Genomic DNA, 15,184 nt, shown 5'->3' with positions numbered 1-15,184 from the left:
CAGGATGGTCGACGTGACTACCGAACTGTGGATCGTCGTGGCGGCCGTCCTCGCACTGCTCGTCGTCGTTCTCGTCGTCGGGTTGGTGTTGCAGCGTCGTCGCCGCATCTCCCTGGCCCGTCCGGACACCACCGAGCAGGTCCGCGAGGTCGACCGATCGGGTGGCTACAAGGCCGGGACCGGATTCGACTTCTCGCAGGGCACGGCGGCTCCGCCCGCGCCGGCGCCCCGGAAGCCGATCCCCGAACCCACCCTCGAGCGCACCGACACCGACGATCAGCCGCGGGTCGGTGACGACGCTTCGGTTCCTCGCGACGCGCCCAAGCGGGGCATCACCGACATCTCGCTGCCCGACCCGGTGCTCGACGAGCCCGCTCCGGCCACGGAGGCACCGCCTGTCGAGACCCCGCCCCTGGTCGTCCCTCCCGTGGAGGAGGAGACGCCGACAGAACCGGCGAGCTCCGCTCCGGTGCTCGACGAGATCGAGCCCACGTCGGGCCGCCTCACCAAACTGCGTGGTCGACTGTCTCGATCGCAGAACGCCGTGGGCCGGTCGTTGCTCGGACTGCTCGGTGGCGGCGACCTCGACGAGGACTCGTGGGAGGAGGTCGAGGACACCCTCCTCGTCGCCGACCTGGGGAGTGCGGCGACCGCCGAGATCGTCGCGACGCTGCGTGAACAGATGGCCGTGCGCAACGTGCGGACGGAGCCCGAGGCCCGCGCCCTGCTGCGCGAGGTGCTGATCGAGCAGCTCACCCCGTCGTTCGACCGCTCGATCCGTGCGCTGCCGCACGGTGACCGGCCGTCGGTCCTGCTCGTCGTCGGCGTCAACGGCACCGGCAAGACCACGACGACCGGCAAGCTCGCCCGCGTCCTGGTGGCGGACGGTCGTCGGGTCGTGCTGGGCGCGGCCGACACCTTCCGCGCCGCGGCGGCCGACCAGCTGCAGACGTGGGCCGAGCGCGTGGGCGCCGAGGTGGTGCGCGGCAAGGAGGGCGCCGATCCGGCCGCCGTCGCGTTCGACGCCGTGACGCGCGGCATCGCCGACGGAGTCGACGCCGTGCTCATCGACACGGCGGGCCGACTGCACACCAAGACCGGACTGATGGACGAGCTGGGCAAGGTCAAGCGCGTCATCGAGAAGAAGGCGCCCGTCGACGACGTCCTGCTCGTGCTCGACGCGACCATCGGTCAGAACGGTCTCGCGCAGGCCCGGGTCTTCGCTCAGGTCGTCGACATCACCGGCGTCGTGCTGACCAAGCTGGACGGCACCGCCAAGGGCGGCATCGTGTTCCAGGTGCAGCGTGAACTCGGTGTCCCGGTGAAGCTCGTGGGCCTCGGTGAGGGCGCCGACGACCTCGCTCCGTTCGAGCCCGGCGCGTTCGTCGACGCTCTTCTCGGCTGACCGCGAGCTCCGCTCGGGCCGCCGAGAATTCGACTCTCGTCGAGTCCTCGGCGGCCGAATCGGGTGAAAAGACCGAGACGCAACACGGTCGCAACATGATTCGGCTGTGCGTTCACACCGACGAAACACCGCAGTGTCGTCGCCGAAACGTCGAGTGAGCACCCTTCTCCTCAGGTCGTCAGCCGCCATCGGCTGGGGCGAGGAAGAAGGAGGAGGCTCAAGGTGGATTTTCCCACTATCGGTGCGCCCGACACCGGTGACACCGCATGGATGCTGACAAGCGCGGCATTCGTGTTGCTCATGGTTCCGGGTCTTGCGTTCTTCTACGGCGGCATGGTCCGCGCGAAGAGCGTGCTGAACATGATCATGATGAGCATCAGCGCGATGGGCGTCGTCGGCGTTCTCTGGGTGCTGTACGGCTACTCGCTCACGTTCGGCGAGGACAAGGGCAACCTGATCGGTGACCCGTTCCAGTACTTCGGGCTCAAGGGCCTGATCGGCGGAACGTACCTCGCGTCCGAGGACGAGGCCGGTGTGCTCACCGATGCCGCGATCCCGCTCGTCGGCACCATCCCCGCGACCGTGTTCGTCTCCTTCCAGGCCATGTTCGCGATCCTGACGGTCGCGCTCATCTCCGGCGCTGTCGCCGACCGCATGCGCTTCGGACCGTGGCTGCTGTTCGCCGGACTGTGGGCGACCCTCGTCTACTTCCCGGTCGCGCACTGGGTCTTCTCCTTCGACGAGGTCACCACCACGACCGGTGGCTGGATCGCCAACAAGCTCGCGGCGGTCGACTTCGCCGGCGGTACCGCCGTCCACATCAACGCGGGTGCCGCGGGTCTGGTGCTCGCCGTCATCCTGGGCAAGCGCAAGGGATGGCCGGGCACTCCGTTCCGCCCCCACAACCTGCCGTTCGTCATGCTGGGTGCCGGCCTCCTCTGGTTCGGTTGGTTCGGCTTCAACGCCGGTTCCGCCGTCGGCTCCAACGGCATCGCCGGTGCCACCTTCGTCACCACCATCGCGGCCACGGCCGCAGCCATGCTGGCCTGGCTCCTCACGGAGCGCATCCGTGACGGGCACGCGACGAGTCTCGGTGGTGCGTCGGGCATCGTCGCCGGACTCGTGGCGATCACCCCGGCCTGTTCCTCGGTCAACATCCTCGGTGCACTCGTCATCGGCGTCGTCGCCGGTGTGCTCTGCGCACTGGCCGTCGGCCTGAAGTTCAAGTTCGGTTTCGACGACTCGCTCGACGTCGTCGGCGTCCACCTCGTCGGCGGTCTGGTGGGCACGCTGCTCGTCGGACTGGTCGCCACCTCCGAGGCGCCGGCCGGTGTCGAGGGGCTGTTCTACGGCGGCGGATTCGACCAGCTGTGGCGTCAGGCAGTCGGTGCCGGTGCGGTGCTGCTCTACTCTCTGGTGGGTACGACCATCGTCGCGCTCATCGTCAAGTACACCGTGGGCCTCCGGATCGACGACGATGGTGAATCCATGGGAGCCGACGAATCGGAACATGCCGAGACCGCCTACGACTTTGCGGCACTCGGTGGGTCAACACTGGGACGTGTTCCCAGCAAGGAGGCGTGAGACATGAAGTTGATCACTGCAATCGTCAAGCCGTTCACTCTCGAGGACGTCAAGACGGCTCTCGAGCAGGCAGGCGTTCTCGGTATGACCGTGAGCGAGGTACAGGGGTACGGCCGACAGAAGGGCCACACCGAGGTCTACCGCGGTGCCGAGTACTCCGTGGACTTCGTTCCCAAGGTGCGCGTCGAGGTCGTCGTGGACGATGCGGCCGTGGACAAGGTCGTCGAGGTGATCGTCGAGGCAGCCCGCACCGGCAAGATCGGTGACGGCAAGGTCTGGGTCTCGCCCGTGGAGGCAGTCGTGCGCGTGCGCACCGGCGAGCGTGGCTCCGACGCTCTGTAGTTCCCGTCAGTCCGGCCGCGGATCCGCCTCGTTCGACGGGGCGGATCCGCGGCCGATCTGTTTCTCGGCGACACGACACCAGAAGGAGTGAGCCCCGTGGGAGGTTCCGAAGCAGCGGCGGATCTCGTCCGAGCGCGCGAGCAACTGCTCGCCGGCCAGGGCCGGAATCGACGACTGGACGCGACGGCGCTGCGCCAGGCGCTCGTCGATCTCCACGAGTTCTGGCTGACCACCAAGGGTTCCGAGGTGGGTATCAAGCCGGACAGCGGATTCGCCATCGTCGCTGTCGGCGGGCTGGGTCGTCGCGAGATGCTGCCGTACTCGGACCTGGACCTGGTGCTGTTGCACGACGATCTCGATCCCGCGCTCGTCAGCGGTGTGGCCGACCAACTCTGGTACCCGCTGTGGGACGCGCACATCAAGCTCGATCACAGTGTCCGCACGGTTCCGCAGGCTCTGGACGTGGCCGCCCACGACATGACCGCGGCCCTCGGTCTGCTCGACGCCCGACACATCGTGGGCGACGCCGAACTCAGTTCGATGTTGATCGACGGGATCCGGCGTCAGTGGCGCATCGGGATCCGCGATCGGTTCGACGAGTTGCACGCGCTGACCCGCACTCGCTGGGGGCGTAGCGGCGAGATCGCCCACCGGGCCGAGCCCGATCTGAAGAGTGGACGCGGCGGACTGCGCGACGTGCAGCTGCTCGACGCGCTCTCCATCGCGCAGCTCACTGACGCGATGCCGGGCCTCGGGCCCGAATCACCGGGCGGTGGACTGGATTTCGCTCACCGGCGGATCCTCGACGTCCGTACCGAGCTGCACCGGGTGGCGGGCCGTGCCCGTGATCAGCTGCGAGCGCAGGACGCGGACGAGATCGCCGCCGCGCTCCGTATCGGCGATCGGTTCGATCTCGCACGCGTACTGAGTGATTCGGCGCGCACCATCGTCTACTCGACTGACGTGGGCCTGCGTACCGCCGGGAATGCCATACCGCGACGCGGACTCTCGCGGCTCCGCCGGGTACCGGTGCGTCGGCCCCTGGACGAGGGGGTCGTCGAGCACGCCGGCGAGGTGGTGCTGGCGCGGGACGCCCGCCCCAACAAGGATCCTGGACTGATCATGCGTGTCGCGGCGGCCTCCGCGGTGACAGGGATGCCGATGTCCGCGTCGACCCTGGGCCGGCTGTCCGACAGTGCACCGGAACTGCGCGAGCCGTGGCCGAAGGAGGCACTGAACGACCTGCTGGTGGTCCTCGGCTCCGGCCGCCGCGCCATCGACGCGATCGAGGCTCTGGACCGGACGGGCCTGTGGGGGCGTCTGCTTCCCGAGTGGGGGGCGGTGCGCGACCTCCCGCCGCGCGACGCCGTGCACACCTGGACGGTGGATCGCCATCTCGTCGAGACCGCCGCGCACGCGAGTGGTTTCACCACCCGGGTCGCGAGGCCGGACCTGCTGGTCCTCGGCGCACTGCTGCACGACATCGGCAAGGGCCGCGGGGGAGACCACAGCATCGTCGGCGCGGATCTGGCCACGCAGGTGGGCAAGCGGCTCGGTCTGTGGCCGTCGGACGTCCGGCTGCTCGAGGCGATGGTGCGCCACCATCTGCTCCTGCCGGACACCGCGACCCGACGCGACCTGGACGATCCCGCGACGGTGCAGCGGGTGGTCGACGCGCTGGACGGCGATCCGATCCTGCTCGAACTCCTGCACGCGCTGGCCGAGGCGGACTCGCTCGCGACGGGACCCGGTGTCTGGGGGGACTGGAAGTCCTCGCTCATCGGTGAGCTCGTGCGGCGCTGCCGCATGATCATGGCCGGTGAATCACTGCCGACGCCCGATCCGATCGACGCGGCGCTCGCGGCCCGCGCCGCCGAGGGCGGAGTCGACGTCGATCTGCAGCCGTCGGACAGTCCGCACACGTTCGAGGTGACGGTGACCGCGCCGGACAGGCTCGGCCTGCTGTCCAACGCGTCGGGCGTGCTCGCTCTGGCCGCGCTGCGGGTACTGTCCGCGTCCGTGGTCAGCGCGAACGGGTTCGCGATCAACCGCTTCGTCGTCACGCCCACCTTCGGGGCGCCGCCCCAGCCCGGCCTGCTGCGCCAGGAGCTCATCCGGGCACTCGACGGGGACCTCGACCTGCTCGCGCAACTCGACCTCAAGGAGGCCGGGGCACGGATCGCCGCGTCGGACGGCGAACTCGGAACGCTCGACTCGTCGGAGGTGCTGCTGTACGCGCAGGCGCCGCCGCGGGTGCTGTGGTTCGACGGTCCGGACGGCGACTCCGTGATCGTGGAGGTCCGCGCCGAGGATCGGCTCGGGCTGCTGTGCCGGCTCTCGTCCGTCTTCGAGAAGCACGGTGCCGACGTGCGCTGGGCCAAGGTCACCACCCGCGGATCCTCGGTGGTGGACGCGTTCTGCGTCGACACCAGCGGGGCGTCGGAGGGCGGCGCCGGATCGCGGGCACAGCGCGAGGAGCTCGAACGCGCGCTGCTGGCCGTCGTCCCCGCCCTGCGTCCGAAGGAGCCCGAGTCGGACGACTGAGGTACGCGTCGGGCCGGGCCACCGCCGGGTCGATCGACCGTTAGTCTGGTCGACGGAGTCTTCACTTCTCTCGCGATGTTCAGGAGTATCGGTGTTCGAATCACTGTCCGACAGATTGACCGGAAGCCTCAAGGATCTGAGAGGCAAGGGTCGGCTCTCGGGCGCCGACATCGATGCGGTGTGCCGCGAGATCCGCCTGGCACTGCTCGACGCCGACGTCGCGCTGCCGGTCGTGCGCGCTTTCATCACTCGGATCAAGGAGCGCGCGAAGGGCGCCGAGGTCTCCGCTGCTCTCAACCCCGCGCAGCAGGTCGTCAAGATCGTCAACGACGAGCTCGTCGGCATCCTCGGTGGCGAGACCCGGCGGGTGGAGTTCGCGAAGAACCCGCCGACCGTCATCATGCTGGCCGGTCTGCAGGGCTCCGGTAAGACGACACTCGCCGGCAAGCTAGCCAAGTGGCTCAAGGACCAGAACCACACCCCGCTCCTCGTGGCCTGCGACCTCCAGCGCCCCGGTGCGGTGAGTCAGCTCCAGATCGTCGGCGAGCGTGCGGGCGCCGCCGTCTTCGCGCCGCATCCGGGCACGTCGATCGGCGGCGGCGAGAATGCCCTCGGCGTGACCGCGGCCGATCCGGTGGAGGTCGCTCGCGCCGGTGTCGCGGAGGCCAGGGCCAAGCAGTACGACGTCGTCATCGTCGACACCGCGGGCCGTCTCGGTATCGACACCGAGCTCATGGGCCAGGCCGCCGGTATCCGCGACGCGACGAACCCCGACGAGATCCTGTTCGTGCTCGACGCGATGATCGGCCAGGACGCCGTCAGCACGGCGCAGGCCTTCCAGGACGGTGTCGGCTTCACCGGCGTCGTGCTGACCAAGCTCGACGGCGACGCCCGCGGTGGCGCCGCGCTGAGCGTCCGCGAGGTCACCGGTCGACCGATCATGTTCGCGTCGACGGGCGAGAAGCTCGAGGACTTCGAGATCTTCCACCCGGATCGCATGGCGAGCCGCATCCTCGGCATGGGCGACCTGCTCAGCCTCATCGAGCAGGCCGAGACCGTCTTCGACGCGAAGCAGGCGGAGGACACCGCCGCGAAGATCGGGTCCGGCCAGTTGACGCTCGAGGACTTCCTCGAGCAGATGATGGCGATCCGCAAGATGGGACCGATCGGCAACCTGCTCGGCATGCTGCCCGGTGCCGGTCAGATGAAGGACGCCCTCGCGTCGGTGGACGACAAGCAGCTCGACCGCGTGCAGGCCATCATCCGCGGTATGACACCCGCCGAGCGGGCCGATCCGAAGATGATCAACGCCTCCCGTCGTCTGCGCATCGCCAACGGTTCCGGTGTGAAGGTCTCCGACGTCAACCAGCTCGTCGACCGCTTCTTCGAGGCCCGCAAGATGATGGCGTCGATGGCCGGCCGCATGGGCATGCCCGGCGCGCGCAAGCAGGTTCAGCGCAGCAACAAGAAGGGCAAGAAGGGGAAGAAGGGCGGTCGCGGACCCACACCGCCCAAGGGCGTGCGGGGAGGCTTCCCCGGTATGCCGGGCGGAATGCCCGCGGGGATGCCCGATCTGTCCTCGATGCCGAAGGGCCTCGACCAGCTTCCGCCGGGCCTCGAGGGCATCGACCTGTCGCAGCTGAAGCTCCCCAAGAAGTAGGGCGGAGCACGCGGTGCGCATCTCGCCGAGTCTGCATCTGCGCGGCGTCGTGCTGCCCGGCCACGACGAGGTGGACGTCTGGGTGCGAGACGGCCTCGTCTCACTGGATCCGGTTCCCGGTGCCACCACGGTGGCGCGGGGCGGCTGGATCGTTCCGGGTCTCGTCGACGCGCACTGCCATGTCGGTATCACGTACGGCGGCGGGCACGAGGATCACGACGGCACCGTCGCGCAGGCCACCACCGAGCGCGAGGTGGGTGCGCTGCTGCTGCGTGACGCGGGATCGCCTGTCGATACCCGCGCCCTGGACGACCACGAGGATCTGCCGCGCATCATCCGTGCGGGTCGGCACATCGCGATGCCCAAGCGCTACATTCCCGGCCTCGCCGTCGATCTCGAGGACGAGTCGCAACTGCCCGAGGCCGTGGCTCAGCAGGCGCGCCTCGGCGACGGGTGGGTCAAGCTGGTCGGCGACTGGATCGACCGCGAGGTCGGCGACCTCGCACCCTTGTGGGACGACGCGGTCCTGCGCCGGGCCATCGACGCCGCCCACGCCGAGGGCGCCAAGGTCACTGCGCACGTCTTCGGCGAGGACGCGCTGCCCGGGCTGATCGGTGCCGGCATCGACTGCATCGAACACGGCACCGGCCTGACCGACGAGACCATCGAGATGATGGTCGAGCACGGAACCGCACTGGTGCCCACGCTCATCAACATCGAGACCTTTCCGTCGATCGCCGACTCGGCCACCCGTTACCCGCGCTACGCCGATCACATGCGCGATCTGCACGCCCGAGTGGCGGACACGGTGGGGCGCGCGCACGACGCCGGAGTCCCGATCTACGCGGGCACCGACGCGGGCGGCAGCATCGAGCACGGGCGGGTGGCCGACGAGGTGGCGGCGCTGGTGGGCGTGGGCCTGTCGCCGACCGACGCCCTGGGTGCGGCCAGTTGGACGGCGCGGCGGTGGCTCGGGCGTGCGGGCATCGAGCACGGCGCACCCGCGGATCTGGTGTTCTACTCCACGGACCCACGAACTGGGCCGGACGTCCTGTCGGCGCCGGACGTGGTGGTCTTGCGCGGCCGGATCTGGTGACCGTCGGCTCCGATGGTCAGCGTGCTCGGTATCGGCGTTCCGGGCGCCCCGCCCGGCCGTACTGCAGACGGACGTCCAGCACGCCGCAGGCCAGATAGTGTTCGAGGTACCGGCGCGCGCTGACTCGCGAGATGCCGACCGCTTCGGCGCATTCCGTGGCCGACAGCTCGGCTCCTCCGGTCATCTGCCCGAGTACCACGCCGCCGGTCTCCGGCGACAGACCCTTGGGCAGCCGGGCGGCGTCCGAGGTCGACTGGTCCGGCCGCGCTGCGGCACCGAACAGCGAATCGACGAGTGACTGATCAGCCTGCCCGGAGGACAGGGCATCGAAGCGCGCGGCGAAGGCGTCCAGCTTGTCGCGCAGCTGCGGATACTCGAAGGGTTTGATCAGGTAGTCCGCGGCGCCGCCGCTCAAGGCATCCGCGACGGTGTCGAGTTCCCGTGCGGCGGTGATCATGATGACGCCGACGGGATTCTTCTCGGCCCGCAAGGTACGGAGCACGTCGAGTCCCGAGGCGTCGGGCAGGTGCACGTCGAGAAGGACGAGGTCCGGGGTCAACTCCGTGATGCTGGTCCGGGCTGCCGCCGCGGAGTGCGCGACACCGACCGCCGTGAAGCCAGGTGTGTGGTCGACGAAGCGGCGGTGGATGTCCGCCACCATGAAGTCGTCGTCCACCACCAGCACCGTGGGCACTCGGGGTACGTCCTCTCTCGTCGGGTCGGGAATGTGCAGAACCTAACCGAGCGGCATGCGGACGCGGAAACGGGCACCGCCGGAATCTGCGTCCTCGATGGTCGCGGTGCCGCCGTGCTGCACGCTGACCAAGCGGACGAGCGCGAGACCGATGCCGCGTCCGCCGGGAACGTCCGTCTTGGACGTCACGCCCCGCGAGAAGATCAACTCGCGCATCTGCGGGGGAACTCCGGGGCCGGAGTCGACGACCTCGACACACAGTTCCGGATCGTCACGGACGAGCACGGTGATGGAGCGATCGCCGTGGTCGCGGGAGACGTCGAGCGCGTTGTCCACGAGGTTGCCGAGGACGGTGATGACGTCCGTCGACAGCGCCGGATCGAGCGCACCCAGATCCGACTCCGGATCCAACACGAGCCGCACCCCGGCCTCGGCGGCGAGCGACGTCTTCGCGATGAGCAGTGCCGCCACCGCCGGGTCGTGGACGTGCGCCGTGATCGAATCGCTGATCTCCGCGCGGCGGCGGGTGAGCGTGCCCACCAACCGGGTCACGTCGTCGTAGCTGCCCAGCTGTGCCAAGCCGGAGATGGTGTGCAGCTGGTTCGCGAATTCGTGGGTCTGGGCGCGCAGGGTGTCGGTCACACTCTTGTGCGACGTCAGTTGGCTCTGCATCGAGGCGAGTTCGGTGCTGTCACGCATTGTGGTCACGGTGCCGATGTGCTGCCCGCGGTTCTCCGCACGGCGACTGGTGGCACTGCGGCGATTGAGGGCCAGGACCCGCGTCGAGGTGGTGACGACGACGTCCTCGACGTCACCGTCGGACAGAAGTACCTCGCGTATCCCGGCGTCGATGTCGACCTCGGCGACGTGACTCCCGACGACGCTCGGCTGTAGATCCAGCAGGGCGCACGCGCTGTCGTTGATCATCGTGATCCGGCCGTCGTTGCCGACGGCGATGACGCCTTCACGGATGCTGTGCAGCAACGCTTCTCGGTGGTCGGCAAGGCTCGCGATCTCGGTGGTCTCGAGCCCGAGAGTGTGGCGACGGATGCGCCGGGAGAGCAGCCACGATCCCGCGGCGCCGACGCCGGCGCCTATTCCGAGATAGATCAGGAGGCGAGCACCGGAGTCGGACAACAGCATCCACGTCGAGGGATAGTTCTCCGACACGGTGACCACAGCGATCACACCACCGTCGGTGTCGAGGATCGGCACGTGTCCGGCAATGGAAGGGTGGCCCTCCACGTCGACGTCGCCGTACCAGCCGCGGCCGCCGAAGACGTCGCTGTCACCGAGTTCTGCGGCGGATCCGACGCGGGTCGGATCGGTGGACACCAGAACCTCGCCTTCGGTCGAGACGATCTCGGCCAGGGTGGCTCCGGAGAGAGACACCGCGCGGTCGACGTCCGGCGCGAGCACTTGTTCCACCAGCGGCGCGTTCAGCTGCTCCCGCACGATCGGGGTGGAGGCCAGGCTCTCCGCGACGGACAGCATGCGCCCGCCCTGGATGTCCCGGAACTCGGTGGTCGACTGATGAATCGAGATCGCGGCCACGGCCCCCAACACCACGGCGACGACGGCCAGTTGCAACACGAGGAACTGGCCGGCCAGCGACCTGCCGCGCGCGTGCCGGACCAGGGCGGTCCGGATCGACCGTCGTGACCACAAAGAACTCAACTTTCCTTGGTAACGAATGGGTGACCTGAATCACTGAAACATCCATGATTGCTCTCGATCACAGTCTTACATCACGATCGAGACGAATCGAGGACCGATGCCGAGAAGGCTGACAGCCGTTCTGGCGCTCGTACTCCTGCTGGCGGGGTGCGGCGTCACGCGGGGCGACGAGGGCGAAGGGCTGCACCGCATCCGCATGATGGTGCCCAACAGCCCCGGCGGCGGATACGACCTGACGGCGCGCACGGCCGTGAAGATCATGGAGGACGACGACATCACCGGTCGTGTCGAGGTGTTCAACGTCATCGGCGCCGGTGGCACTGTCGCCATGGCCCGTCTGATGAACGAGTCGGGTAACGACGACCTCATGATGATGATGGGCCTGGGTGTGGTCGGCGCGGGATACACGAACGGGTCCGCTGCCCGAGTGTCCGACGCGACTCCGCTGGCCAAGGTGGTCGAAGAGCAGGAGGGCATCCTGGTACCCGCCGATTCGCCGTTCACCACGGTGAACGAGCTGGTGGAAGCGTGGCGCGCGAATCCGGGGTCGGTGACGATCGGTGGCGGCTCGTCGCCTGGCGGCCCGGACCACCTGTTCCCGATGGAGACCGCGCAGGCGGTGGGCGTCGATCCCACCGCGGTCAACTACATCTCCTACGACGGCGGCGGCGATCTGCTGACGGCGTTGCTGGGCAACAAGATCACCGCGGGCACGTCGGGTCTGGGGGAGTACGTCGACCAGATCGAGGCGGGCCAGGTCCGTGTTCTCGCCGTCTCGGGAGCGGAGCGCGTTCGCGGGGTCGACGCCCCCACGCTGCGCGAGGCCGGCATCGATCTCGAATTCACCAACTGGCGCGGCATTCTCGCGCCGCCCGGACTCTCCGACGAGGTCCGCGCCGAGATGGTCGAGGCGCTGACAGAGCTGCACGCCACGACGGAATGGAAGGACGCACTGATGACCAACGGCTGGACCGACGCTTTCGAGACGGGACCGGGCTTCGAGCAGTTCCTGCGCGAGCAGGACGAACGGGTCGAGTCGACTCTGACCGAACTGGGGCTGGTGTGACGGCCACGGTGGAACGACCGGACGACGCGGCTGCGCAGAACCGTCCGGACTGGGCGCAGTTCGTCGTCTGCGCGGTCATGCTGGTGGTGGGGATCTTCCTGATCGTCGACGCCCTGTCCCTGACGGCGGAGTTCGCGAAGGTGGACCCGGTGGGCCCCAAGCTGTTCCCGCTCGTCATCGGCGCCGGCCTGCTGGTGTGCTCCGTGCTGCTGGCCATCGCCACCGCGCGCGGCAGCAAGGGCACCCCCGACGACGGTGAGGACATCGACACGTCCACGCCGGCCGACTGGAAGACGGTGGGACTGCTGGTTGCCCTGTTCGTCGCCACGATCGCACTGGTCGACGTTCTCGGCTGGGTGATCATGGGCGCCGTGCTGTTCGGCGGCGCCGCGACGATCCTGGGCAACAGGCATTGGATCCGCAATCTCGGGATCGGTCTGGTGCTCTCGCTCGTCAGCTTCTACGCGTTCTACGTCGGACTCGGGATCCCGCTGTCCGCAGGCATCCTGGACGGAATTCTCTGATGGACAATCTGAACTGGCTCATGGAGGGGTTCTCCCAGGCTGCGACGCCGATGAACCTGCTCTACGCCTGCATCGGTGTGCTTCTCGGCACCGCCGTGGGAGTGCTCCCCGGAATCGGCCCGGCCATGACGGTCGCGCTGCTGCTCCCCATCACCTACAACGTCAGTCCCAGTGCGGCGTTCATCATGTTCGCCGGCATCTACTACGGCGGTATGTACGGCGGTTCGACGACCTCGATCCTGCTCAACACGCCGGGTGAGTCGTCGTCGGTGATCACGGCCATCGAGGGCAACAAGATGGCGAGAGCGGGTCGAGCTGCACAAGCGCTCGCGACCGCTGCCATCGGGTCGTTCATCGCCGGCTCGATCGGCACGATGCTGCTGGTGCTCTTCGCCCCGATGGTCTCTCGGTTCGCCGTATCCCTGGGTGCGCCGTCCTATCTGGCCATCATGCTGCTGGCCCTCGTCGCCGTGACCGCGGTCCTCGGCTCGTCCAAGCTCCGCGGGTGCATCTCGCTGCTGCTCGGACTGTCCATCGGACTGGTCGGCATCGACTTCCTGACCGGCCAGCCGCGTGCCACATTCGGTATCCCGCAGCTGTCGGACGGCATCGACATCGTCGTGATCGCCGTCGCCGTGTTCGCCCTCGGCGAGGCTCTCTGGGTCGCCGCGCACCTGCGTCGCAAGCCGGCCGAGGTCATTCCCGTCGGGCGTCCGTGGATGGGTAGAAGCGACTGGAAGCGGTCGTGGAAGCCCTGGCTGCGCGGAACCGCGTACGGCTTCCCGTTCGGTGCTCTTCCCGCCGGCGGCGCCGAACTACCGACATTTCTGAGCTACATCACCGAGAAGAAGCTGTCGAAGCATCCCGAGGAATTCGGCAAGGGCGCCATCGAGGGCGTCGCCGGACCCGAGGCCGCCAACAACGCGTCCGCGGCCGGCACCCTGGTCCCGATGCTCTCACTGGGGCTGCCCACCAATGCCACCGCCGCGGTCATGCTCACAGCGTTCGTCTCCTACGGCATCCAGCCCGGCCCTACGCTGTTCGACAAGGAACCGCTGCTGATCTGGACGCTCATCGCCAGCCTCTTCATCGGCAACTTCCTGCTGCTCGTGCTGAACCTGCCGCTCGCGCCGGTGTGGGCCAAGCTCCTGCGTACTCCGCGTCCGTACCTGTACGCCGGCATTCTGTTCTTCGCCGTCCTGGGTGCGTACGCCGTCAACCTGCAGTGGCTCGACCTGGCGATGCTGTTGATTTTCGGCCTGTTGGGGCTGATGATGCGGCGCTTCGGACTCCCCGTGCTCCCGCTGATCATCGGTGTGATCCTCGGACCGCGCATCGAACGTCAGCTCCGCCAGACGCTGCAACTCAACGAAGGCGACTGGAGCGGCATCTTCACCGAGCCCATCGCCGTGGTGGTCTACGCGATCATCGCCGTCCTGTTGATCGCGCCGTTGCTGGCCCGTCTCGTCCGACCCCGTGTGTCCGCCACCGCGGACCGGGAACTTCAGAAGGAGAACGCATGATCGTCGTCGGCTACACCCCGGACAAGTATGGCCGAGCCGCCCTCGAGCACGGCATCGCCGAGGCGAAGGCGCACGGCACCGAGGTGACCGTGGTCAACGCCTCGAAGGGCGATGCGCTGGCCGACCCGCACTTCGCCGACTCCGCGGCGGTGGACCAGTTGCAGAGCACGCTCGAGTCGTCCGGCGTGCCCTTCACCGTCGAGCAGGACACCACCACCGATCCGGTCGAGGCTCTGCTCACCGCGATGGAGAAGCCCGACGCCGACGTCCTGGTCATCGGCATCCGGCACCGCACTCCGGTGGGCAAGCTGTTGATGGGCAGCACCGCGCAGCGGATCCTGCTCACGTGCCCCAAGCCGGTGCTGGCGGTGAAGCCGGAGGACTGACGGGCGGGTCCCCGGGGACGGGAAGGCCGAGGATTATGAGGGGCGGGCAGCGTCTGGCAGAATAAGTCGCTGTTCGCCCGTCTCCGGTTCCGTACCGAGCGGCGGTCACAACACCCATCCACCGCAAAACCGGGTGCGCATGCCGTGCGCATCGCTGAATTGCGCCGTGACCAGCGGTCGCGTCCTGCGACCACATCGAAAGAGGCTTCGTTTCACATGGCAGTCAAGATCAAGCTCACCCGTCTCGGCAAGATCCGCAACCCGCAGTACCGCGTCGTCATCGCCGACGCGCGTACCCGTCGCGGTGGCCGTGCCATCGAGACCGTCGGCAAGTACCACCCGAAGGAAGAGCCGTCGCTGATCGAGATCGATTCCGATCGCGTGCAGCACTGGCTGAGCGTGGGCGCACAGCCCACCGAGCCCGTCGAGGCACTCCTCAAGATCACCGGTGACTGGCAGAAGTTCAAGGGCCTGCCGGGCGCCGAGGGCACGCTCCGCGTCAAGGAGCCGAAGCCGTCCAAGCTGGACCTGTTCAACGCTGCGCTCGCCGCCGCCGACAACGAGCCCGTCGCCGAGGCCACCACGCCGAAGAAGAAGAAGGCCGCCAAGGCGGACGACGCCGAGAGCGCACCGGCAGACGAGACCGCGGACGCCACCGCCGAGTCCACCGAGAAGTAGGACCC

The 15,184-nt window shown here is 68.3% G+C and carries 13 protein-coding genes; 11 read left to right on the top strand and 2 right to left on the bottom strand.

Annotated features, from left to right (window positions below; translation table 11 throughout):
• Positions 1 to 4 precede the first annotated feature (4 nt).
• From ftsY to QRN16_RS06685, 6 genes are all read left to right on the top strand, one after another.
• Complete coding sequence (gene ftsY / locus QRN16_RS06710; protein WP_222649215.1) at positions 5 to 1,405, top strand: signal recognition particle-docking protein FtsY; 1,401 nt, start codon at positions 5 to 7, stop codon at positions 1,403 to 1,405.
• Positions 1,406 to 1,627: 222 nt separating this feature from the next.
• Positions 1,628 to 2,989, top strand: a complete 1,362-nt coding sequence (locus QRN16_RS06705) for an ammonium transporter (protein ID WP_285185178.1) — start codon at positions 1,628 to 1,630, stop codon at positions 2,987 to 2,989.
• Positions 2,990 to 2,992: 3 nt separating this feature from the next.
• A complete protein-coding gene (locus QRN16_RS06700; protein ID WP_027505009.1) occupies positions 2,993 to 3,331 on the top strand; it encodes a P-II family nitrogen regulator in 339 nt (112 codons plus the stop codon).
• A gap of 57 nt (positions 3,332 to 3,388) precedes the next feature.
• Positions 3,389 to 5,875: a [protein-PII] uridylyltransferase gene (locus tag QRN16_RS06695; RefSeq protein WP_056445069.1), complete on the top strand. Its 2,487-nt coding sequence runs from the start codon at positions 3,389 to 3,391 to the stop codon at positions 5,873 to 5,875.
• Between the two features lie 91 nt (positions 5,876 to 5,966).
• Positions 5,967 to 7,535, top strand: a complete 1,569-nt coding sequence (gene ffh, locus QRN16_RS06690; RefSeq protein ID WP_056445067.1) for a signal recognition particle protein — start codon at positions 5,967 to 5,969, stop codon at positions 7,533 to 7,535.
• A gap of 31 nt (positions 7,536 to 7,566) precedes the next feature.
• Positions 7,567 to 8,631: an amidohydrolase family protein gene (locus QRN16_RS06685; protein ID WP_285186071.1), complete on the top strand. Its 1,065-nt coding sequence runs from the start codon at positions 7,567 to 7,569 to the stop codon at positions 8,629 to 8,631.
• Positions 8,632 to 8,647: 16 nt separating this feature from the next.
• Here the strand turns inward: QRN16_RS06685 and QRN16_RS06680 are convergent, their stop codons facing one another.
• Both QRN16_RS06680 and QRN16_RS06675 read right to left on the bottom strand, forming a co-directional pair.
• Positions 8,648 to 9,325 (bottom strand): response regulator, encoded by a 678-nt coding sequence (locus QRN16_RS06680; RefSeq protein WP_285185173.1) that lies wholly within the window; start codon positions 9,323 to 9,325, stop codon positions 8,648 to 8,650.
• Positions 9,326 to 9,367: 42 nt separating this feature from the next.
• Entirely contained in the window at positions 9,368 to 10,993 is a 1,626-nt protein-coding gene (locus QRN16_RS06675) for a sensor histidine kinase (RefSeq protein WP_285186068.1), read from the bottom strand.
• Between the two features lie 106 nt (positions 10,994 to 11,099).
• Here QRN16_RS06675 and QRN16_RS06670 point away from each other — a divergent pair, with 106 nt between their 5' ends.
• From QRN16_RS06670 to rpsP, 5 genes are all read left to right on the top strand, one after another.
• A complete protein-coding gene (locus QRN16_RS06670; RefSeq protein ID WP_027505015.1) occupies positions 11,100 to 12,068 on the top strand; it encodes a Bug family tripartite tricarboxylate transporter substrate binding protein in 969 nt (322 codons plus the stop codon).
• Positions 12,065 to 12,592 carry a tripartite tricarboxylate transporter TctB family protein gene (locus QRN16_RS06665; protein ID WP_269320092.1) on the top strand — a complete coding sequence of 176 codons (528 nt, stop codon included), beginning with the start codon at positions 12,065 to 12,067 and terminating at the stop codon, positions 12,590 to 12,592. Before QRN16_RS06670 ends, QRN16_RS06665 begins: the two co-directional genes overlap by 4 nt.
• Positions 12,592 to 14,115 (top strand): tripartite tricarboxylate transporter permease, encoded by a 1,524-nt coding sequence (locus tag QRN16_RS06660; protein ID WP_051613188.1) that lies wholly within the window; start codon positions 12,592 to 12,594, stop codon positions 14,113 to 14,115. The genes QRN16_RS06665 and QRN16_RS06660 overlap by 1 nt, the downstream gene beginning before the upstream one ends.
• Positions 14,112 to 14,501 (top strand): universal stress protein, encoded by a 390-nt coding sequence (locus QRN16_RS06655; protein WP_027505017.1) that lies wholly within the window; start codon positions 14,112 to 14,114, stop codon positions 14,499 to 14,501. Before QRN16_RS06660 ends, QRN16_RS06655 begins: the two co-directional genes overlap by 4 nt.
• A 216-nt stretch (positions 14,502 to 14,717) precedes the next feature.
• Positions 14,718 to 15,179 carry a 30S ribosomal protein S16 gene (gene rpsP, locus QRN16_RS06650; protein ID WP_027505018.1) on the top strand — a complete coding sequence of 154 codons (462 nt, stop codon included), beginning with the start codon at positions 14,718 to 14,720 and terminating at the stop codon, positions 15,177 to 15,179.
• Positions 15,180 to 15,184: the final 5 nt, after the last annotated feature.

This window comes from Rhodococcus sp. MEB041, assembly GCF_030208955.1.
Classification (GTDB): domain Bacteria; phylum Actinomycetota; class Actinomycetes; order Mycobacteriales; family Mycobacteriaceae; genus Rhodococcoides.
Note: the sequence above shows the minus strand (reverse complement) of the source record. Positions and strands in the feature narration are given on the sequence as shown.